Here is a 21,717-nt window from a genome sequence, read left to right as displayed (position 1 = left end):
TCCAGGAGCACTGACATGCATCCGAACTCACAGTCTGCACACCGTGACCTCGCCGAGACGCCGGGTCATGACCACCGAGGCGGCGGTGCCCGGTGAGCTCCGACGACTCGACACAATCTCGGCAGAGCAAGATGATGGATCTTCCCTTCTTCTCAGCTCCGATCCCCGACACCGACCTCGCAGGTGGGGGCCGCAGATCGGTATCGGAAATCACCCTCCCCGACACCGATCCGTTTCGATCGCTTCGCCTACACGAACTGCCACCGGCCAGCACCAACGGGCACACCGACACTGCGCGCCGGTCCGTGCCGCCGCCCGCGAAGGTCAAGGTCGATCGCGCCCTGGTCCGCGCTCTGCAGAAAGAAGCTGCGGAACTGTTGCGTGACTACCGGTCAGCGCGCGACCGTGAGCGCCACGACCCGAAGAACGCCGGCAAATATTTCGCCCCGTTCACCGAGGAAGAAGAACGCGAGTTCGGCCGTGAGACGATCACCGGCCTGGTCAAGAACCACGTCCAGAAGACCATCAACTCCGGCGGCGAAGCCTTCACAATCGTCGAAGAAGAAGCCCTGATCAAGGCCATCTTCGACGCGCAGTTCAACCTGGGCCCGCTGCAGGAACTCGTCGAAGAGCCGCACGTCACCGACATCTTCCTCAACGGCGCGGCCGTCTACGTCAAGTTCCCCGACGGACACTATGAACACCGCGACCCAGTGGTCGACACCCCCGAGGAACTCCTCGAGTGGATGGGACTGCTTGCCTCACGCGCCGACAACGGCGGCCGGCCATTCTCCCGGCTCAATCCGTCACTGCGTCTGACAATGCGCGGAGGCCACCGACTGTCGGTCATGGGCTACTCGGTCAAACGGCCCTCGGTGGCAATCCGCATCCACCGCCTCAAGAACATCGCCCTCGATCAGCTCGCCGTCGAACATCGGATGATGCCGATCGAGCTCGCGACCATCCTCTCGTGCGCGGTCCGTGGCGGTGCCTCGGTGGTCACCGGCGGCGGAATGGGCTTCGGAAAAACGACCTTCACGCGTGCACTGGCCAATGCGCTTCCTCTGCAGACGCGAATCGGAATCGCGGAAACCGAACGGGAACTCTTCATCGACGAACTCCCCGGCCGCGAGGATTTCGTGGTCGACGCCGAGACAATCCTGGGCGGCGGAGAACGCGGTGCAGACGGCGAGCTCGCCGGCAGCTACACCCTCTCGGACATCCTGTACGAGTTCGTGCGACAGCAGCTCGACTACATGATCGTCGGTGAGGTCGCCGGTCACGAGATCCTCGCTCTTCTCAAGGCACTGCAGACGGCCAGAGGAGGGCTATCCACAACCCACGCTTACACCGCTCGCGGTGTAGTCGACCGTCTGGTGAACCTGGCGACCGAACCCCCGATGAACGCGACGGTGGACTACGTCGAACGCCAGCTCGCAGAGCACATCGACCTGATCGTCCAACTCGGCACGAAGGTCCGCGTCGATGGCGAAGGGTCGCGCACCTCGGTCCGCTACGTCGACGAAGTCGTCTACGTCGAGCCCGGCGACGACAAGAAGCCGTCCTTCTCCACGATCTACCGGGGATACTCGGACGGCACAGGAGAATTCGGATCCATTCCACAACCTCTGCTCCGCAAGCTGCTCGCCGGCGGATTCAAGCGAATCAACCTCCCCAGCGACAGCCTTCGCCACTTCGACGAAGAACGCGACCTCTACGACGATGAAGAGGTGGCGTGATGTATCAGCAAATCGGCATCTTCCTGGTACTGCTGCTGTGCGCCGGGGTCGCCTGCATCATCATGGGATGGAAAGACCGCCGCGATCCCACCGCGCCCACGCGTCAGCGCCGGCGCCGCAGCTCGTCGAAGATCCCGCGTAGCACCCAGATCCTGCTCGTCGTGGGCTTCGCCGCTGGCATCGTCGTATCGTCCCTCTCGGGTTGGCTCTTCACCCTCTTTCTGGTCCCGGCGCTGCTGGTCGGCTTGCCGTACCTGCTCGGCCGTCCCGAAGCAGAGCAGCAGATCAGTCGGCTGGCGGCCATGGATGAGTGGGCCCGCAACCTGTCCAGCAGCATGAAGGCTGGTTCGGGAATCGAGCACACCATCATCTCCACTCCGATCCCGGAGGCGCTACGGGAGGAGATCACGGCGTTCATCAGCCGCCTGCGCAACAACGTCCCTCCGGTGGATGCGATCACACGTTTCGCTTCGGACCTCAACGACAGTGTCGGCGACAAGATCTGCGGCGCCTTGCTACTGAGCATGCAACTGCGGGGCGTGGGACTTGCAGCCGTGCTCGAAGGCCTCGCCGAAGACGTCGGTGACATGGTCGCGCGCCGTCGCCGCACCGAGGCCGACCGCAAATCCAGCCGTACACAGGCGAAATGGGTCACCATCATCGCGATCACAACACTCGCGGCAGCGTTCCTGTTCACCAACTTCATGGAACCGTACAAGTCGGGCGGAATGCAGATCGTGCTACTGATCCTGCTGACCCTGTTCGCGGCCGACCTGTACTGGATGAAGCAGGCCACCAAACCGCCGACCTACCCCCGCTTTATCGGCACCAATGATCGCGTCAACCGCACCGACCTCGTAGGAGCGCAGCGATGAGCATTCAGATGACAGTCATCCTCTACACGAGCGTCGGAACAATCGGCATCTACCTGGTCGCCCTCTACTTCATGCGCGCACAACCCGCACTCAGCGATGCCATGTCGCGCCTGTCCGGACCGGCCCCGGAGCGCACGTCGACAGCCGGAACCTCCCTGATCGACGGGATGGCGAACAAACTCGGCATCCGGGTCCACCCCTACCTGCAGGACAGCAAATTCTTCACGCTCCCCAACGCCGATCTCGCCCTGCTGCACCGAGATCCCGCCCACGTACTCGGGGAAAAGCTCGTCGCAGCACTGCTCGGACTGCTCATCTTCCCCTTCCTCAACCTCGTCCTGACTGCATTCGGGGTCGGCCTGGGATGGTCCATCCCGGCCATCCTGTCGATTGCGACCGCCTTCCTGCTCTTCCTCATCCCCGACATCGAGATCCGACGCCGGGCAACCGCGGCACGAGCGGAATTCGCGCAGGCACTGAGCTCCTACATCGATCTCGTCGCGTTGTGCCGACGCGGTGGCATCGGCACCACCCAGAGCCTCGAGCGCGCTGCGCAGGTGGGAGATTCATGGGTGTTCCTGCGCCTCGACGAGGAACTGTACGAAGCCGGGCGCTCCGGCGAAGCCCCGTGGAATGCCCTGACACGCGTCTCCCATGAGCTCGGCCTTACCGAGCTGGGCGACCTGGCCGACATCATGAACATGACCGGAGACAAAGGCGCATCCGTCTACGCATCACTGCGGGCAAAGGCCGCGGGCCTGCGATCCGCTCAGGCCAGCGCAGAACAGGGTGCAGCCGCCGAGGCCACCGAAAAGCTGGCTATGCCGCTGGCCGGACTCGCCGGCTTGTTCATCATGCTGCTGCTCATCCCGGCACTGACCATCATCACCGGCTAGTCCGATTCGATGGTGCGCCGCCGGCGCCGCGAAAGGAGCGAGACGCCCAGACCGCCGAGCCTGGCCGGTCACGATCATCCAGTCCAGCTCACCTGCTACACATCGACCAAACACAAGGAGCCCACCATGAGCATCACCACCGTCGCTACCGCCACCCGGCGCACCGCCCGCGAGGCCGTGACCTCCTACATCACCCTCACGATGATGTTCGTCGCCGCACTGGTCGGCACCCTCCTCCACCGCGCCGGCGGCAAAGACTCAGACCGCGGACCCTCCACCCTCGAGTACGTCTTCCTCGCCGTCTTGGTCGTCGGCGCCGCCGCCGCAGCCGGAGCGATTATCGTCCGCAAGATCATGTCCCGCGCAAACGCGATCCCCGACTGAAATCAGACAGCGCTGCATCGATTGGAGAGACGGTGAGTACGTGACATACCTCGTGAGGGTCTTCCAGGCCGCTGCGATGGTGGCGGTCGCTGCGGTACTTGTGCAGCTCGGAATCGACTCCTGGCCGTGGCCGTATATCCCCATTCCGTCCTGAAAAGCCAGCCGTCCAACAACTATCGGAAAGCAGACCATGGTCACACTGGAACAGTTGATCGACCGATGGCGCCGCGATGACCGAGGCCCGGCGACGCTCGTGACGGTCATCGCGATGGTCGCATTCCTTCTGATCTTTTCGGTCCTGCTGCAAACCGCTCTGTTCTTCCACGGCCGCGACGTCGCCAACAGCTGCGCCGAAAAGGCACTGAAGAACACAAGATCCCAGTACGGCAACCAAGCGCTCGGAACAGCTGCCGCTTATGCCTGCATCACCCAGGCAGGCACCGGTGACCTGCAGATCCCGGTTGTCCTCGTCAGCAAGAACATCCGCGAAACAACCGTCAACATCACCGGAAAGGCCCCTTCCCTCGTCCCGGGTCTCGAATTCCCCATCGTCGTCAACCACACCAAACCGACTGAACGCGTCACCAACCCGGGAGGAATCGGATGAGACTCACCCGATGGATATCCCGCGCCCGCCGAGATGACCGGGGCGACGTCACGATCGAGCTGTGCCTCGCAACCGTCATCCTGATCTTGCTCCTGGGCTGGATGTATGCGTACGGCGTCAACCGACAGGCGCACCAGAAGGTTGAACACGCCGCCACCGAGGGTGCCCGTGCAGCCTCACTCGCCCGCACCATCGCCACGGCCACTCCTTTGGCGTACCAAGCAGCGGCCGGCAGCATGGACGGACAAGGTCTCAAGTGCGCCACCATGAACGTCAACGCCGATACCAGCGGATTCCGCACCAGACCTGGTGTCCCCGCCACGGTCGAGGTCACCGTGACCTGCCAGGTCTCCTTCGACGCTCTTGGATGGCCCGGAGTCAATGGTGCCCGCACCGTCACCGCTACCGCAATCTCGCCGATCGATACCTACCGGGAGCGCACACGATGACCAACGCCCTGCGTAAGCGACTCGCCTCCCGACTGCCGGAGGAGCACCGCGACAAGGGTGCCGTCACCCAGATGACGGTGGTCTTCGCCCCTGTCTTGATCTTTTTCGTCTGGGGACTGATCGTCGACGGTGGCGGCATGCTCACCGCCGACCAGCGAGCCGACAACGTCGCCGAGGATGCTGCCCGAGCAGCCGGTCAGCAGATCATTGGATCGGTGAGCGCCCGCGGCATCGACACGGTCGTCGACCCGGTCCGCGCGACGGCAGCCGCCAAGAGATACCTGTTCGAGGCCGGCGTCGACGGCGACGTGATCCCCACCGGCCCGCGCACCCTCCTGATCACGACCCGCATCGTCTACAACTCGAAACTTCTGCCATACCCCAGAACGAAACTGCTCGTCGGTACGGCCGCTGTGAATCTCAACCGCACCAACGCCGGGGAGGTGTACATTCCGTGAGCGCAAACGCCGCGCGGTCCCGCCTTGCCGGACTCGGCTACCTCCTGATCCTGGTGATGCTTGTCGCCGGGATCCCGGCCGCGCTCTGGGCGCTGCGCGGCAATCCGCTCGACATACCGTGGTCGGATTTCGAAGGTTTGCTCGCGAGTCCAGATGACGGCAGTCTTCTCATCGCCCTTCTTCCCCTTGTTGGCTGGGCTGCTTGGGCCACCTTCACCGTCCCGATTCTGCTCGAACTCGCGGCGACACTGCGTGGCGTCAAAGCGCCGAAGCTGCGCCTTCTTCGCTCACAACAGCGGACGGCGACGTTCCTCGTCAGCGGCGCCCTCTTGCTCCTGACCGCCGGAACCGCCACCGCCGCACCCGTCCTGACCCAGCCTGCGGACGTGGGAAGCACCTCTCCGTACGCGCCGCACTCGCAGCAGGAAGATCCGAGCGCGTCACCGCAGACCCAGGTGGATCCGCGGGCTACCCCGGTGGCGGTACAACCGGCGGGGCCGACAGTGACGACCGTGCGCGGAGACACCCTGTGGGGATTAGCCCAGCAGCATCTCGGAGAGGGCCGCCGCTACACCGAGATCCTGGACCTCAACCGGACTGCTGTCCCCGAGCCAGGGTTTCTGGCCGAAGGGTTGACCCTGCAGCTGCCCGCATCCCAGCCCGAGGTGGTACGCGGCGCCTATACGGTCAAGCAGGGCGACACCCTGTGGGATATCGCCGAGCGAGAGCTCGGCGATCCTTTGCGTTTCATGGAGATCACGACTCCCGACGGCACCCCGGCTGGCGAGCTGATCACGGTCGGTCAGCAATTGATCATGCCCACCGCCGCCTCCGCGGCGGCTGACGCTACGCCGGCGCCGGCCTTGGTGCCGCCGGCTGATGCTGTTCCGGCTCCGGCTCCGGCTCCCGCGCCGGCTCCGGAAGCTGTTCCGGCTCCCGCTCCGGCGCCCGCGCCTGTGGATGTCGCCCCCAACTGGCAACTCGACCCCGTCGAGCCTCAAATGCCTGCCGACCTCGTCACCAATGACGCGCCGGCAGAGACCGATACCGCAGACGGCTCATCCGACGTCGTGTTCATCGGTCTCGGAATCTCAGCGGTTGCTGCAGCTGGACTCACCGGGCATCTCGCTCTTCGTCGCCGCAAGCAACAACATCGCCGCCGCCGCGGCGAGCGCATCGCCCTTCCCGCCGAAACCGCGATCCAGGCGGAGCAAGCACTCACGGCCGCCGCTGATCCGCTCACCACCACCCATGTCGACATCGCATTGCGACACCTCGCGCACCACTGCAGGTCCACGGGTATCGCTCTGCCGGGCCTGCTGGCGGTCTTCGTCGGTGACAACGACATCGAGCTCGGACTTGTCGAACAGGTCTCACTCCCCGCGCCTTGGACACAGATCGACGACACGACCTGGTCAGTAGATCCGAGAGCGTTTCCGCGCAGCGTTCCCGAGGCCGAGATCAGTCCGTACCCGGCGCTGACGGCAGTCGGAACCAGCGACGACGGTCGCGACCTCTTGCTCAACCTCGAACAGATCGGCCACCTCGCCATCAGCGGCACCCCGACTGCAACAGCCGGGGTGCTGCGTGCGCTCGCCGTCGAGCTCGCAGTCTCGCCCATCGCCGACAGCCTCCACCTCAACCTCGTCGGATACTGCGCCGACCTGCCGGAGGCAATCGACAACGGCCGCATCACCCACTCCAAGTACGCCGACACGGTACTGACGACACTCGCCAATCACCTCGAACTCGACTCCGAAATCCTCGCGGACAACGACTTCGAGTCAATCGCGCAGGCACGCACGTCGTACACCACCAGCGAGCTGACCGCACCCGAGATCGTTCTGATCGCCGATCCGGTGACCGAGGCACAGGCCGGGCTACTCGCCGGCATCGCACGGCACGCACCCCGAATCGCGTTCGCCGCAGTGACCACCGAGAGCGCACATACCAACGCCAAATGGACCCTCGAGGTCAACGACAACGGCTCGGCCGTCCTTGCTCGTCCAGGAGCCGCGTCGGCCGACATCACAGTGACCACCCTCAACGAGGAGAGCTACGCGTCCGTCCTAGACCTACTGACCACCACCTCACGCGAACCTCGCATCGCCCACACGGGCGATAACCCTGACACTCGATGGGAAGCAGCCCGTCTCGACAACGACATCTCGACCGACGAGTTCATCACCAGCTCCGATCCCGCAACCTTCAGCGTGGTCGGGAACGAGGACCTCGACCACGCCGTCGACCGACCAGAGCCGTCCGATTCAGACGAGATCACCGCAGAACGCGAGCTGCCCGAGGCGGATCACATCTGGATCAGGCTGCTCGGCGAACCCGCCGTCACACCCCCGTCACCAGGGCCAGCCGAAGGCCGAGAGAAGAGCCTGACCGAAATCGCCGCGCTTCTCATCACCACTGATGGCGGAGTCCTCGCCGCGGACATCGACAGCAAAATCTGGCCCCATGACGTCGAAGCCGCCAGAACCGGCACAGCCGAGCAGGAGAAAGAAGCGAAGGCCCGGCTCCGCCGGCGCCGCAACGAAGCGCTCTCTCGCCTGCGTAAGTGGCTCGGTGACACCGAGACCGGTGAACCCGCCCTCACCAAGTCCGGAGATCGAACTGGCCGGACCCCGCAACGGCTCCACGACGCCGTCACGACCGACTGGGACTACTGGCAGGAACTCGTCAATTCCCATCCCGCTGACGTCGACACCGCCCGGCTATCCGCCGCACTGGCCCTGGTCACCGGTCAACCTTTCAGTAGCGATGACCCCACCGCCTATGGGTGGGCCGACCACACCAAGCAAGACATGATCTCCGCCGTTACCGACGTCGCCGAGGAGCTCGCCACCCGCTACATCCGCGGCCAACAAGTTCGCCAGGACCTCGCGGCTGCACACGCCGCCGCGGAGAGGGGCCTCAAGGTCGACATCGTCCACGAAGGGTGCTGGCGTGCGGCGATCATCGCCACCCACTTCTCGGGTGACACCGAGACCACCCAAAGGTTGATCGATCGCATGATCACCGAGCTCGACGCCCTTGAAGAAGAGCCCGAACACGAAACCAAGATGCTCTTGAGTCAGCTCGACTCCACCTACGGGAGCCACTACCGGATCGGAGCAGCATCATGACGCGCCGCATCGCCGCACTGGCGACACTCACTGCTGCGATGTGCCTGACAGCCAGCTGCAGCATCCTGACCCCAGAACCGGTCACCCTCGAAACCAACACCGGACCCACGTTCACCGGACCGCCCGGCTCCGGAAAGTCCCCCGAGCAACAGGCCGGTGAAGCCGCACTGGTGAAGGTCAACGAGTACTACACGATGCTCGCGCGACTGAGTGCCGATCCCGCCGCCAACCCCGCAGATCTCGACAATGTCGCGGCCGGCAACTTCCTTCAATCGACGAAGCGGGACATCACCGCGCATCGCATCGAGGCGGACGCAGGCGAGGTCAAGGTTCTCAAGAACACCATCACCCGCCACAACATCCCGATCGACGAAAACGGCATCCCTACGCCCGGCACCGCGACCATCGAGATGGACGTCTGCCTCGCCCGCGCTACCGACGTTCTCGAGCTGGGGAAGCCGATCCTGACGAACACCGCTTGGCCCGACCCAGCAGGATGGAGAGTCACAGCCGACTACACACTGCCCGGTACGCCCTGCAATGCCGGACTTTTCTAGGAGATACGACTATGGCACACAACACCATCCGCCGAACCGCCGTCGCCGCCTTGGCTGCGACGACCCTATTGGTCGGCGTGACCGCCTGCTCCGACACCGACGCGGCGGATCCGGCGGTAGAGCTCACTGCCACCGGCGACCCGGCGTTCGAGGGTCCCGACGGGGCGGACACGTCGAACAAGACTCCTGACGAGTTGGCACGGGAACAGGCGCTTGCGAAGGTCAACGACTTCTACGCTGTCGTGGGCAAGCTTGATGGCGATGCCGCTGCGCCGATCGAGCAGCTCGACACCGTTGCCGGTGGTCCCGTGCTGGATAGCTGGCGGGGAGATATCACCCTGCGCCGCTCGCAGAACGTGGTCGGAGCGGGCGACGTCAAGGTTGTCGATGCGAAGATCACCGACGCCGGCATACCTGTAGGCGACGACGGCAAGGCTATCTCCGGGCCCGCCTGGGTCCACGTGCGCGCCTGCACCGACATCTCCGGTATGACCTGGACGAAGTCAGACGGTAGTCCCGCCTACGACGTCAACCGGCCGCAGTTTGTGCTCGCCCAGTTGACCGTCCGGAATGCGGATTGGCCCGATGCAAACGGCTGGCGAGTCACCAGCGATGCAGCAGCCCGATACGCACCATGCGATGCACCATAACCAAGGAGAACACATGCCAAATCGTCGTCGTTTCCATGCGGCCGTGATCGGCGCGCTCGTTCTGGGGAGCCTGGTTGCGTCGCCACACTCAGCGCTTGGACAACCCGGCTTCGGTTCTGGAGGAATAGACGTCGCTCCCGGTTCCGCAAATCTGGGTGCGAACATCGTCGTTCAAGGCAGCTACGTCCAGGTACCTTCAGCGTCACCTGGCACCGGCGGTTCCCCAGGGGCGAGTGCAGCCGGGACGGGCGGCGGCGGGTCTGGATACAGCGGTGGTGGCAGTGACGTCGTATCAGCCCCCACAGGACCTCCGATTAGGGAGCAGCTGAAGGCATGCGGCCGATTCGCGGACTGCGTTCCGCTGAGCCCGGACGTGGGTATGCCAGCCACCCCGGTAAGCATGGCGCAGGTCATGAACGTGGTGGGAACAGCCGTGACCGGCATGCAACTCGAGGAACCCCCGATGTGCTGGACCCCCGAACCCGCCAACTTCCCTGGCGGGAGAACCGGTTTGGTCGGAAAGAACGCATGGGCGTGGGTTTGCCCGGATCAGATCCGGGAGAGCACCGTCGGCCCCGTGACACGAGTCGTCCCTGGTCCGGGGGGCGTCGTGGTGACCGCCACAGCTGTCAACTCAAGTGTCACGATCAACTGGGGGGACGGGTCCCTCCCGACAATCTGCCCGGGCGCGCTTCTGCCGTTCACCCCCTACAACGACCTGATCGACGCCAGTCCACTCACCCCACCGAGTGGATTGCCATCCCCGACATGCGGTCACCACATCGAGAAGACATCGATCACGCAGCCCGGCGGCGTGAACAACGTATCGGCGACGTCGGCCTGGATAGTGAACTGGACGGCAGTATGGCCAGGTGGAGGCGCAGGTGGAGTTGTGCCTGTTCCCTTGACCTCCAACTATCAACAGCGAATCGGTGAGCTGCAGGTGCTGGTGACGCCCAATTGATCGACGTTGGGGAAGGCTGACCCGACTCTGGTGGCCCGTAATCCATTCTCGACGCGGCTCGAATCAAGTTGGCAGCCAAGTGCTCATGCGGCCAGAACTACCTTGAGCGGATTCAATCAGTTCTAAGGGCGCGGAACTGACGACAGGCCCGCGGCATTTCACTCGGGGGGGAGTCACGTCGCGACTTGCGCGGATGAAAGACACAGAAGCCCGCCACCAGTCCTTTGGTGGCGGGCTTCTCGTCGAGGTTCGGTCAATCTCGCGAAGGTGAGAGCGGCGCAGGTAGGCCGGAGCGAAGTTCTCCACGCCAATCGGCTTGCCCGTGTACGGGGGTCGTGCACGACCAGAAATACTCACAGCACGGGGTACCAGGGGTGCGGTCGGTACGATGGTTTGGTCCGGTGAGGTGAGGAGGCCATACCGGATTGCTTCGAAGCCGCGTCCCAGGGTTCCCCGATGCCGGGGCACAATATGCGCACCGGCGGACGAGAAGAGCGAGGGATGACGGAGTCGAGGCCAGGTCGGATCCCGGTGGGTGATCCCATCGCGCTGCGCTTCGACCCAGAGACGAAACACCGACTCGACGAGATGGCCGAGGGCATCGGACCTCGCCGGTTCGGGGCGCTGATCCGCGTCGCCTGCCGACGACTGGTCACCCAGCCCAAAGCCGTCCGCAACCGTCTCGAGGAAGCGCGGCGACTCTCGGCAGTCCGGCGGGCGATCCCGCTGGTCATGCTCACGCTCAAACTGGAACCGGACACCGCGCAGAAGTTCACGGCGCTGGCCGCCCAGTACGACACCACGATCAGCGCACTCATGCGGATTGCCCTGCACCGATTCCTGGAAACCCCCGGCCGCTACAAACATCCGATGCTCCGCGAGGCCGAGCGGACCGGACTGTCCGACAAGGTCGAGGTCATGGTCAACCCCTCAGCGAAGCAACAGGTCTGGCGCCTCGCCGGCCGGCACGGGACAAGCTTGGGCACCGCGCTTCTTCGGGTTGCGCTTCGGCGCCTGCTCGACAAGCCGGGTGATCTCTCCGCAGACCTGGAGGCCATCGCACCGTTGCGCGATCTTCGGCCCGATATCTTTTCCGCCAGGGTCAATGTGCACTTCGACGCCCCGCTGCGGGACAAGCTCGACGCCTTGGCCGCACAAGTTGGGTCCGATCGTGCCGAGTTGATGCGGCTGGCCGCTCAGCGTGTGCTCGAGGCCCCCGGAATGATCGAGCAGGCGGTGAACCACGAGATCTTCCGCAGCGAGAAGAACAGAGCGCATCTCATGGCCCGCCACGTCCGTCGTCGGGCGCGGCGCCGCACGCAGCCGGACTGATCACTCCAGTCATCAGTTCCTGACGGTAAGTCAACCCGCGGTGCCGGTCCTCTCATGATTGGAACTCTCCTCGCAGTCGACCGTGAAGCTGCCGTCGGCTGGCCAGGCTTTCGACCCACACAGGGGTGTTGGTCACCAGACCGCCAGTAGGTTGTACAGCGCATGGCTCGCAATTGAGGGGAGCAGCGACTTTGTCCAGATAGCGAGGGCTTGTCCGTGGCCATGGAAAAGTCCCCACTGGTGGCCAGGTTGAGGTCCCCGGTGGTGGCCAGGTAAAAGTCCCCACCCCTTGCTCGTCGTGTCGATCAGGAACTTTAGGCCTGGGCGGTGACGGTGAAGGTGCCAACCAGTCACCACACCGCCCAGGGAGTTCCATTGAAGGGGGTGATGCCCCTGTCGGGACGCTCGCGGGTGGTTGAAACTTGGTGGTGCGTCATCCGCTGACGTCGGTGCAGATTGGCATCTTCGAGTCCGAATTGAAGAGTGACGGTGGAGTCCGCACCTGGAGGTACTCCGGGTTGCCGCTATGAGCGCGTGTCTGAGTTTCTGGTTTATCAGCGGGCTCCGCGGGTGGCGCGCGTTTGGTTTGCCGAAACGTGGAGGCGGTGCGTCGTGGAGATCGTATTTTCGAGGGTTGCCGGCATCGATGTGCACAAGCGCCAGGTGACGGTCGCGGTGCGCGTCCCGAGCGATCAGTCCGGTGATGACGAAGTGCGCGCTCAGCGCGTGCGCCGGTTTGCGACGTTCTACGGGGCGTTGCTCGAGATGGCGTCGTGGCTTCGCGCCGAACAGGTTACGCATGTGGCGATGGAGGCGACCGGTGTCTATTGGCGGCCGGTGTTCCACGCCTTGGCCGAGGCCGAGGGGTTGGAGATTGTGTTGTGCAATGCCCATCACGTGAAGAACGTGCCGGGGCGCAAGACCGATGCCAACGATGCGGTCTGGTTGGCGCAGTTGTGCGAGGTGGGGCTGCTTCGGGGCAGCTTCATTCCGCCGGCGGAAATCGCTGCGGTCCGGGAGCTGACCCGATACCGGCGCAAGTTGACCGAGGAGCGCACTCGGGAGACCCAGCGGCTGCACAAGGTGCTCGAGGACGGCGGGATCAAGCTGGACTCGGTGGCTTCCGATTCACTTGGGGTCTCGGGTCGAGCGATGATCACCGCGTTGATCGCAGGTGAGCGGGATCCGGCGGTGTTGGCCGATCTGGCCCGCGGGGTGATGCGTAAGAAGATCCCGGACCTGACGATGGCCCTGGCCGGGCGCTTCGCCGCGCATCATGCGTTACTGGCCGGTTTGCATTTGGCCCATATCGACCACCTCAACGAGATGATCGGCGCGTTGGAGGTCCGTATCGATGCGGCGATCGCGCCGTTCGCCCGGCAACGGGATCGCCTGATGACCGTCCCCGGGATCGGAAAGCGAGCCGCCCAGACGATCATCGCCGAGATCGGCGTGGACATGTCCCGCTTCCCGACTGCCGATCATCTCGCGTCGTGGGCGGGGTTGTGTCCGGGCAACAACGAGTCCGCCGGGAAGCGGAAGAAAACCTCCACGCGCAACGGCAACGCGCAGCTCTGCAGCGTGCTGGTCGAGGCGGCATGGGCGGTCGCACGGACACAGACCCGCCTCGGGGCACGGTTTCGGCGCCTGCATCGTCGTTTCGGTAAAGCGGGCGGAAAGAAGGCCGCTGTCGCGATTGCGCACACGATCCTGGTCATCGTTTGGCACATCCTGCACGACGAGGTGGACTACACCGACCTCGGTGCCGATTACTACACCCAACGCGATAATCCTGAAGTGCGAAAGAGGCGGCTTCTGCGCCAGCTCGAAGGACTGGGCTACCGCGTCGAGATCAGTCCAGCGGCCTGACACGGCGAAAAGGACCGGCGGTCAGACAGTCACGTTGTCTTCTCACCTGGCAGTTTCGTCTGAGTTTCGTCTGAGTCTGCGAGGGACCGTATGGACATCATTTCCGCGTATCGAGAGGTCGGAACATATCGAGGTGCCGCCGACCTGTGCGGGACCACCCACAAGACCGTCAAACGGGTCGTCGAGAAGTTCGAGGTCGGCGACACTACACCCGAACCGGTTGAACGCACCCACAACTACGACGCGGTCTCGGACCTGGTCTCTGAACGGGTTGCGAAGTCGCAGGGCAGGATCTCCGCGAAACGGTTGCTCCCGATCGCGAGGGCTGCCGGTTACGAAGGGTCGGACCGCAACTTCCGGCGCCTGGTCGCTGACGCGAAAGCCGAGTGGCGCAGGGACAATCACCGCAGCCGACGCCCGGCGGTGTGGTCGCCGGGCGAGTACCTGGTCATCGACTGGGCGGACGTCGGGCAGGGCCTGCATCTGTTCTGCGCGGTCCTCGCGTTCTCCCGCTGGCGGTTCGTCGCCTTCGCCGCCGACGAACGTGCCACCACCACGCTGGCGTTGATCGCCGAAGCGTTGGCCGCGATCGGCGGGGTCCCGATCAAGGTCCTCGCCGACCGGATGGCCTGCCTCAAGGGTGGCGTCGTCGCGAACGTTGTCGTTCCGACCCCGGACTACGTCCGCTTCGCCATCCACTATGGCTTCCGGCCGGACTTCTGCCACGCGAACGACCCACAGTCGAAGGGGATCGTGGAAAACCTCGTCGGTTACGCCCAACGTGACCTGGTCGTTCCGCTGCTCACCGAGGCGAACCTCGCCGGCAGACCGGTGGATGTGCACGCAGCGAACACTGCCGCCAGGGTGTGGTGTCTCGAGGTCAACGCCGCCACCCATTCGGAGATCTGCGCGATCCCCGACCAGCGGATCGTCGAGGAGCGGGCGGTGCTCGGACCGCTGCCGTCGCTGCGCCTGCAGATCGGCCCGCCGCCGGTTACTCGCAAGGTCGACCGTCTGTCCTGCGTCCGGTTCGGCTCCGCCCGCTACTCGGTGCCCACCCGACTGATCGGCACCACCGTCACCCTCGCCCAGGACAGTGGCCGCCTGTTGATCGTCGACCCGTCGGGCGGGGAGGTCGTCGCCGACCACGCACTCGCCGCGCCGGGCACCGCGTCGGTCCACGACGCCCACTACGACGGACCCAGGTCAGCACCCAGCCGTGGTCCGAGACCGAAAACAACTGTCGAACAACAGTTCTGTGACCTCGGATCGGCGGCTGAGGCGTTCTTGGTCGGGTCCGCCGCCGCCGGAAACACCCGATTGGGCTCCGAACTCGAGGTGCTGCTCGCGCTCGGCGCGGCGCATGGCACCGACGCACTGGTCGCGGCGTTGACCCGGGCTGTCGCGTTCAAGCGGTTCCGCGCCGCCGACATCCGCTCGATTCTCGCCGCCGGCACCGGGACCCCGCAGCCCACCCCGGCCGGGGACGCATTGGTGATCGACCTGCCGACCGCCCCGACTCGTTCCCTCGACGCCTACGCGGTCCCGGCCCGCACCGACCGACCCGGGGGCACACCATGACCAGCACACCCACCAACACGACAGATGCGGTGGCGCCGCAACCTGTTCCGGACCTCTCTGCTGATCTCGACCGGGGGTTGCGCAGGTTGAAGCTCGCCGCGATCCGTCGCACCGCACCGGAGGTGCTGCTCACCGCGAAGACCCAACGATGGACCCCCGAAGAGGTGCTGCGAACCCTCGTCGAGGCGGAGATTGCGGCCCGCGACGCCTCCAACACGGCGACCAGACTCAAGATCGCTGCGTTCCCCGTCGCCAAAACCCTCGACAGTTTCGACGTGCCCGCCTCGTCGATCCCTCAGGCCACATTCGATTACCTCGCCAGCCTCGAATGGGTCCGATCCCGAGCCAATCTCACGGTTATCGGGCCACCCGGAACCGGCAAGTCGCACACCCTGATCGGGTTGGGGATCGCCGCGGTCCACGCCGGCCACAGGGTCCGCTACTTCACTGCCGCCGACCTCGTCGAGACCCTCTACCGAGGTCTTGCCGACAACACCGTCGGTAAGGTCATCGACACCCTCCTGCGGGCCGATCTGATCATCGTCGACGAGGTCGGATTCGCGCCCCTCGACGACACCGGCACTCAACTGCTGTTCCGGCTCGTCGCCGGCGCCTACGAACGACGATCGCTAGCCATCGCCTCGCACTGGCCGTTCGAGCAGTGGGGGCGGTTCCTGCCCGAACACACCACCGCCGTCAGCATCCTCGACAGGCTCCTGCACCAAGCAACCGTCGTCATCACCGACGGCGAGTCCTACCGGATGCGTGAAGCCCACCAGAGCCGAGGTGACCGCCCCTGAACCATCCGCATCACCCGCAAGGAGCGGGGACTTTCACCTGGCCAAAATCGGGGACATCAAACTGGCCATTGACAGGGCTCCCCATAGAAGGCCGGCGACCACCATGAGCGCTGCGTTCAAAGAGGAGAAAGTGTCGTGTCCGATGCCGAATTCATAGCCAAGGAAAATCCAGAGACAGGCCATCAGGATGCGAGCTGCCCATTTTGGCCAGCCGCTGCGAAAGTATCTGCGGGCAAAGACGACCGCGGCGACGAGTGGTCCTCGAAACATGAGTTCCTCAGTGACGACCCCGGACACCAGCGTCAGACCAGGAATGTGGCCGGCCCAGCCCGATGTTAACCAGGTGGACCTATCATCGTCCGCGGCACGTTGTGCGGGTGATTGGTCCGTTCCCACTGCCTCGACCACGAGGTCGAAAATCGGGCCTCTCAGCAGTGCTGTGACTGCCAGGGTGGCAATTGTGACAGCAAGGAGCATCGCGGCAGTCCGAGGCTGTGGGAGTGTGCAGCCGATGCTGCGTGCCGCCCAGCGTGTCCGGGCGATCGTGGCCCGGACGCCGTGGGAGCACCCCAACCGAGCAAGCATGCAAAGCAGGAAGACGCCCCAGAGGAGGGCAACAACAAGAAGCCCGAGTCCGACCGTGTTCCCTTCTTGAGCAGATGTGGCCGGTACGCCTATAAAGAATATGAGGAAGGACCCCAATGAAAGCGCCAATAACAATCTCTGTGTGCCGGTTTCGAGTGTGGCGAGCCGTCGTGGAGTTGTACTTACTATGAGTAGGTCACCCATTGATGTTCGAGGCTTGTCGTTGGACAACGAGAGACCTTTCCAGTAAATGCGTTGGTGCAGAAAGTCTGCTGCATTCTGTGCAACGTGCGCAGTAGCCAGCTGATGAGGGCAGTGGGGACGTGGATGAGCTGCCCAGCTCGACAGTTTTGTCCCGCGGCACACCAGGACAGCGGAGATCGTTTCGTTCAGAAATTCAGGTGGCGTGCGAGACGGCCGATCGGATGGGTTTCGACAATCGCGGGTCGACGGGGCCCGATGATGCGCACGCTATCGCTCACTCGGACGTGGGCTTCGCCATCGATACGGACCGTGGTGGTATCGGTGGCGGCGACAATAGCTTGACCGTTGGCTTGGACGTGGCAATGACTGTGCGCGAAAACAATGGCGCTGTCTTCTGCGCGGATCCAGGCGTTGTCAGTGCCGACGATATGACTCTTACCGCGGGCATCGACGGTGCTGTCGTCGAACGCTTCGATGTGAGCATGTTCGTAGGCAGTGACCCTGGCGTGGTTGGACGCTTGGACGAAGCACCGGCCAGAAGCTGCGATGGATCCGCCGGCGATTCCCGCGCAGGTTTGCCCGACAATTTTCACCTCGACTTGGCTGGGGATGTGACCAAGGTCCAGCCAGTTCTCCGGGTCGGCGTCGATGACGACGCTTTTCGCTCCAGTGGCCAGGCGCTTGGTGTATTCCGCAAAGCTGCGGACCGGCGATGTGGAGCGGCCACGATGCGGCCGACGTGAGTTGCGCGTGGATTTCTTCACTGGTGCCCCCATGGAATCAATAATGCCTTCGTCTGGTGTCGCTCGAGCGAGCGCCGATGTCGGCGCGTCGCGCGTGGACTACACGAGGTCCGGTGTGCCGCGGTGTTCTGTGTCAGTCGCCGATCTTGACGGCATTGCCGGTCGAGTCGACGCATTGCAGATAGGAGTCGGCGTGTGATCGGTCCGGAAGGTAGGGCCAGCTGCAGTTCCAACCGTCGATGACAGCGAATCGCCCTTGTCCTTGTGCGGCGACCGTGCGGTCGTTGAGGTACCGATCACTGATGCTCAGTGCTGCTGGGCAGCTCGGAGTTCCGGCGATGATGATTACAGGTGCAGTCGCACCGTTCAGGTTGTTCGTGACGATTCCGCACTGAGCGCTCGTGGGCGGCAATGCGGCGGCAGCGGTGGCCTGCGCAGCAGTCGTCGCCGGCTGTGTCTCGGATAGCCGGGTCTGAGCGTCGGTCACGCCGGGCTGACCTTGATCAACGGTGGGGTTCGTCGACCACTCGACGTGTGTGGCAGCAGCAGCTGGTTCGGCTGACGGGGATACGGTCTCGGCTTCTGTGCTGCTGCACCCGGTGAGGATGGCGGCCGTGATGAGGGACAGTGCAGCAATTTCCGTGGTGGTTCGTCGATTCACGAGTACTCGCTTCTATTCCAGTCCGACAGGGAGGACGCAATGTCGAGCCCAGTGATATGTGATGACCTGGACAAAACGACGCCCGGCGGACCACCGCCGCACCAGCGGGTCAAGCTGCGGTTTCTCGAAGGGCCCTTCCAGTGGGCGGGCTCCCGCATCGGTTCGGTGGTGCTGAGACTGTCCAGGTGGACGGCTAGTGTCGATCTATCCCTTATGTCTGTCGCACAGTTGCGGAGGAGTGCCCAAGATGACCGAACCGACGTCGGAACTGGCGGGCAGTGGTCCCAGCGAGGAGCCACAATCGCCGGCCGTCGGTGCTGAAAATGCGGCAGGGCAACGCAGTGATCATCTGTCGGCGACGGTGTACGCGCCTGCTGGGATTGTCGTCGTCGCGAGTGTGGTGGTGTGGTTCGCGGTTCGGTGGCTTGATGCCGAATACGGCACAACAGGGCTGTGGTGGGCTGCAAGCGTCTGCGCTGCAGTTGGTGCGGCGTTGAGTGCGGCAATAGCGCCGATGATGGCCCGGTTGTGTAAGGCGGTCGATATTCCATTAGAGGCAACCGGCCGGCGGATCGTTCCTGCGGCTACGACCGCGGGATTGTGGTTTGGCGCCGTGCTGCTCGCCGGCGGCGACGCGATCTTGACGGCCTGGCTTGCACTGAGCCTGCTGTGCGTGTGGGCAGGGTGGATCGATCACTTCACGCTGCGGTTTCCGCTGACCTTGATCAGGCTGACCACCGCAGGGGGCCTGATGTTGGGGGCGTTCGCGGTGGCGGTGGATCAAGATCCAGCGTCAGGTGGGCGCGCACTTCTCGCCGGTGTGCTGGTGTTCGCATTCAACCTTGCGTTCGCGATCGTCACCCGCGGCTATCCCGGGCTCGCCGACGTGCGGCTGAGCTTCATCCTCGGGGCAGCGCTGGGGTGGGTCGGATGGATGAATGTGCTCTCGGGCATGTTGCTACCGAACGTCCTGGCCCTCTTGGTGATGGCGGGGGTGAAGGCGATCCGGCGTCAGAAAGACCTGGGTGAATTCGGCTTCGCACCTTTTCTCATCGCTGGAGCCGCCGTGGCAATCGCGGTCCCACCGCTGTGGTTTCTCGTCTGGATCTGAACGCCTTTTGACGGAAGGTGTGGAGGGATCGGTTGCATACTGGTCTCCAGAGAGTGGGGAGGTGCAACGGTATGGACGAGGTGGCTCACTCCGCCGCGGTGCCATCGATCGTTCAAACGGAACTGCCGTGTGAGTTCTGCGCGGAGCATCCCCAGTACTTCACGGGGGACCCCGTTGGCTTCGTACGTGCGGCCCGCTGGGCGGCGGTCGTCAAGGACTGCTGTCACTTCGACGCTCGCGTGGACTACCTGCTGTGTGACGAGCACTGGGCAATGATCCGACACCAACGGCTGCCCGGCCAATGCCCTCGGTGCGGGGCCATCGCCTACTCGGTCGAGGACATCGTGTGCACCGAGATCCCTCTGGGAAGAACGGCAGACGGAGCATGGCCGTTAATCGGAGGGCGGGATAGACCGCGACTCTGCTGATCTATTCGGTCTGAGCGTGGCTCTCCGTACGATAGTTGGGTGTTGAAGAATCCCGACCCCAAATCAGATTGCTTAGAGCGTTACGAGACACTTCCGCCCGCGCTACAGCACCGCGAAGCTCTCACGCTGATCGATCCGGAGCCTACGCAGTGGATCACGGTCCTCAGGAGACAGGGCGATGGGAAGAATTACAGCAGTCTCAAGCCGCTTCTTGTGGCGACGGCACACCAGGACAAGGTCCTCGCCACCACCGACTGGTCCATTAACGACCTCGGCGAACCGAGCTACGGTACTGATCGCGACCCGGCTTTTCACGATGGTCTGACCAGCAATCCTGACGGTTACGACCTGCATTTTTTCGCAGACGCGCTGTGGCTGCCGACCGGAACCTCGCACCCATTGATCGAGTTCACGCCCTCGTTCAGATGGTGGTTGGGGCTAGTCACTCGGCCGGACGAAAGCATGTATCGGATCAATGACGCCGGCCGGGACGAGGAGGTCGTCAAGGTTCACCGACTCCAAGAGGGCGAGTACGAGGTCCAAGTCAGCGCTCGCCATCTCCGCAAGTACCTTGCGGCACGAGGTATGAGCCTGGTGGTGCAACACTCGCACTGCCGCACGGTGGACACCCATCAGAGCGACCGAATCGACCTTGGGCTCCACACGAAGGTCGCATCGTTCGATTACATCGCCTGGGGTGACTCCGCGCTCGGTGGGTACGTGGCAACCCTGACCGGGAAACACGTGGTCCTTCCATTCGCGGCTGCAGGAGAGAATCCCGACGACACCAACCGGCCGGAGAAGTTCCAAGAGTTCATCGTGGACGTCGATTCGTCCACAGGCGAAGAAATTCGTCTGAGCTGTCAACGGGAGGACAGCACTTACCTGACTCCGGTGTTCTTCGATTCTGACGTCCTGACCCGCTACCGGGAGCGTCCATCCCGCTACCTTGTCCAGCGAACCAGCGTGGCGTGCCACGGGCGGTGGTCGATGGACATCGATATCAACGATGAAGGTCTGGTCCAGGTATGGCTTGGCGATCTGGGGAGTCTGCCCGAAAGTGAACGTGAGTACTGGCTTACCCACAACGTTCCCCCGCACGGTGGGATCACGATTACACGGGTGCTCCGCGACCTCGCAGGCAGGTGGGTAGAAGATGAGCGCCCCGACCCTGATCGTCTCAGAAGAGCACGGGCCGACCTCATCGTGGCGTTCAAGGATCTCTTCGGCGACACGCTCTATAGGCCTCTCGGCGCATCAGATGCTACTGACTTCGCCGCTTTGGCGTTGTGTACAAACTCCACTGAGGGGCAACGTAATCAAGGCATAATCACTCTCGCCATTGGAATCGTCGAGGCGCTCGATGTAAAGGTGCTCCGGCAGGTTTCGGGGGCGGACGAGCAGCAGTCCCTCAACTGCCTTCAGCAACTTGTCGAGAAGCTAGGTGGCAATACGAGCGAGCTGATGGGTCCTCTTCGCCTACTTCAAGGGCTTCGCTCGAGTGGGGCTGCTCATATGAAGGGCTCGAAGTTCGACGAGACGCTGGCACGGGCAGGCCTGACCTCGATGCCTCCAGACAAGCAGTTCGAGGAGATCGTGGATCGGGTCACGAAGGCCCTGCAGGGTCTTACCGAGCTGTGCCGAACGAGCCGAAAGGATTGAGGCTGTAGGACTGATCCCCCAGTACTGC

General features: G+C 63.9%; 20 protein-coding genes. 17 read left to right on the top strand and 3 right to left on the bottom strand.

Annotation, left to right across the window (positions count from 1 at the left end; translation table 11 throughout):
- The first annotated feature begins 92 nt into the window (after nt 1-92).
- The 15 genes from CBI38_RS36855 (at nt 93) to istB (ending at nt 16,295) form a co-directional block, all read left to right on the top strand.
- Entirely contained in the window at nt 93-1,739 is a 1,647-nt protein-coding gene (locus CBI38_RS36855; protein WP_109336319.1) for a CpaF family protein, read from the top strand.
- Complete coding sequence (locus CBI38_RS36850) at nt 1,739-2,614, top strand: type II secretion system F family protein (RefSeq protein ID WP_109336374.1); 876 nt, start codon at nt 1,739-1,741, stop codon at nt 2,612-2,614. Before CBI38_RS36855 ends, CBI38_RS36850 begins: the two co-directional genes overlap by 1 nt.
- The gene (locus CBI38_RS36845; protein ID WP_007299973.1) at nt 2,611-3,510 is read left to right on the top strand and encodes a type II secretion system F family protein; all 900 of its coding nucleotides are present in this window, start codon (nt 2,611-2,613) and stop codon (nt 3,508-3,510) included. Before CBI38_RS36850 ends, CBI38_RS36845 begins: the two co-directional genes overlap by 4 nt.
- Before the next feature lie 126 nt (nt 3,511-3,636).
- The gene (locus CBI38_RS36840) at nt 3,637-3,894 is read left to right on the top strand and encodes a hypothetical protein (RefSeq protein ID WP_109336318.1); all 258 of its coding nucleotides are present in this window, start codon (nt 3,637-3,639) and stop codon (nt 3,892-3,894) included.
- Nucleotides 3,895-4,084: 190 nt separating this feature from the next.
- A complete protein-coding gene (locus CBI38_RS36835) occupies nt 4,085-4,501 on the top strand; it encodes a hypothetical protein (RefSeq protein ID WP_109336317.1) in 417 nt (138 codons plus the stop codon).
- Nucleotides 4,498-4,950, top strand: coding sequence for a TadE/TadG family type IV pilus assembly protein (locus CBI38_RS36830; RefSeq protein ID WP_109336316.1), 453 nt, complete (start codon nt 4,498-4,500; stop codon nt 4,948-4,950). The genes CBI38_RS36835 and CBI38_RS36830 overlap by 4 nt, the downstream gene beginning before the upstream one ends.
- On the top strand, nt 4,947-5,408 hold the full coding sequence (locus CBI38_RS36825; protein WP_109336315.1) for a TadE/TadG family type IV pilus assembly protein: 462 nt from the start codon (nt 4,947-4,949) through the stop codon (nt 5,406-5,408). The genes CBI38_RS36830 and CBI38_RS36825 overlap by 4 nt, the downstream gene beginning before the upstream one ends.
- Nucleotides 5,405-8,542 (top strand): LysM peptidoglycan-binding domain-containing protein, encoded by a 3,138-nt coding sequence (locus CBI38_RS36820; protein ID WP_109336314.1) that lies wholly within the window; start codon nt 5,405-5,407, stop codon nt 8,540-8,542. Before CBI38_RS36825 ends, CBI38_RS36820 begins: the two co-directional genes overlap by 4 nt.
- Nucleotides 8,539-9,099 (top strand): hypothetical protein, encoded by a 561-nt coding sequence (locus tag CBI38_RS36815; protein ID WP_109336313.1) that lies wholly within the window; start codon nt 8,539-8,541, stop codon nt 9,097-9,099. The genes CBI38_RS36820 and CBI38_RS36815 overlap by 4 nt, the downstream gene beginning before the upstream one ends.
- Nucleotides 9,100-9,110: 11 nt before the next feature.
- Entirely contained in the window at nt 9,111-9,749 is a 639-nt protein-coding gene (locus tag CBI38_RS36810) for a hypothetical protein (protein WP_109336312.1), read from the top strand.
- Between the two features lie 379 nt (nt 9,750-10,128).
- A complete protein-coding gene (locus tag CBI38_RS39960) occupies nt 10,129-10,713 on the top strand; it encodes a hypothetical protein (RefSeq protein WP_230990458.1) in 585 nt (194 codons plus the stop codon).
- Between the two features lie 501 nt (nt 10,714-11,214).
- The gene (locus tag CBI38_RS36800; RefSeq protein WP_109336310.1) at nt 11,215-12,045 is read left to right on the top strand and encodes a CopG family transcriptional regulator; all 831 of its coding nucleotides are present in this window, start codon (nt 11,215-11,217) and stop codon (nt 12,043-12,045) included.
- Between the two features lie 612 nt (nt 12,046-12,657).
- Nucleotides 12,658-13,914, top strand: coding sequence for an IS110 family RNA-guided transposase (locus CBI38_RS36795; RefSeq protein WP_109336309.1), 1,257 nt, complete (start codon nt 12,658-12,660; stop codon nt 13,912-13,914).
- A 90-nt stretch (nt 13,915-14,004) separates the two neighbouring features.
- Nucleotides 14,005-15,495: an IS21 family transposase gene (gene istA, locus CBI38_RS36790; protein ID WP_109336308.1), complete on the top strand. Its 1,491-nt coding sequence runs from the start codon at nt 14,005-14,007 to the stop codon at nt 15,493-15,495.
- Complete coding sequence (gene istB, locus CBI38_RS36785; RefSeq protein WP_109336307.1) at nt 15,492-16,295, top strand: IS21-like element helper ATPase IstB; 804 nt, start codon at nt 15,492-15,494, stop codon at nt 16,293-16,295. The genes istA and istB overlap by 4 nt, the downstream gene beginning before the upstream one ends.
- 33 nt (nt 16,296-16,328) lie before the next feature.
- Here the strand turns inward: istB and CBI38_RS36780 are convergent, their stop codons facing one another.
- From CBI38_RS36780 to CBI38_RS36770, 3 genes are all read right to left on the bottom strand, one after another.
- Nucleotides 16,329-16,772, bottom strand: a complete 444-nt coding sequence (locus CBI38_RS36780; RefSeq protein ID WP_162603427.1) for a hypothetical protein — start codon at nt 16,770-16,772, stop codon at nt 16,329-16,331.
- 497 nt (nt 16,773-17,269) lie between these two features.
- Complete coding sequence (locus CBI38_RS36775) at nt 17,270-17,860, bottom strand: hypothetical protein (RefSeq protein ID WP_109336305.1); 591 nt, start codon at nt 17,858-17,860, stop codon at nt 17,270-17,272.
- A gap of 100 nt (nt 17,861-17,960) precedes the next feature.
- The gene (locus CBI38_RS36770; protein WP_109336304.1) at nt 17,961-18,488 is read right to left on the bottom strand and encodes a hypothetical protein; all 528 of its coding nucleotides are present in this window, start codon (nt 18,486-18,488) and stop codon (nt 17,961-17,963) included.
- A gap of 247 nt (nt 18,489-18,735) precedes the next feature.
- On the opposite strand from CBI38_RS36770, the gene CBI38_RS36765 reads away from it, so the two are divergent.
- Nucleotides 18,736-19,599 (top strand): A24 family peptidase, encoded by an 864-nt coding sequence (locus CBI38_RS36765; protein ID WP_109336303.1) that lies wholly within the window; start codon nt 18,736-18,738, stop codon nt 19,597-19,599.
- Nucleotides 19,600-20,066: 467 nt separating this feature from the next.
- Nucleotides 20,067-21,689 carry a hypothetical protein gene (locus CBI38_RS36755; RefSeq protein WP_109336301.1) on the top strand — a complete coding sequence of 541 codons (1,623 nt, stop codon included), beginning with the start codon at nt 20,067-20,069 and terminating at the stop codon, nt 21,687-21,689.
- Nucleotides 21,690-21,717 lie beyond the last annotated feature (28 nt).

Origin of the sequence: Rhodococcus oxybenzonivorans (assembly GCF_003130705.1) — a bacterium.
GTDB classification, from domain to species: domain Bacteria; phylum Actinomycetota; class Actinomycetes; order Mycobacteriales; family Mycobacteriaceae; genus Rhodococcus_F; species Rhodococcus_F oxybenzonivorans.
The sequence above is the reverse complement of the archived record's forward strand: the minus strand, read 5'-3'. Positions and strand labels throughout refer to the sequence as shown.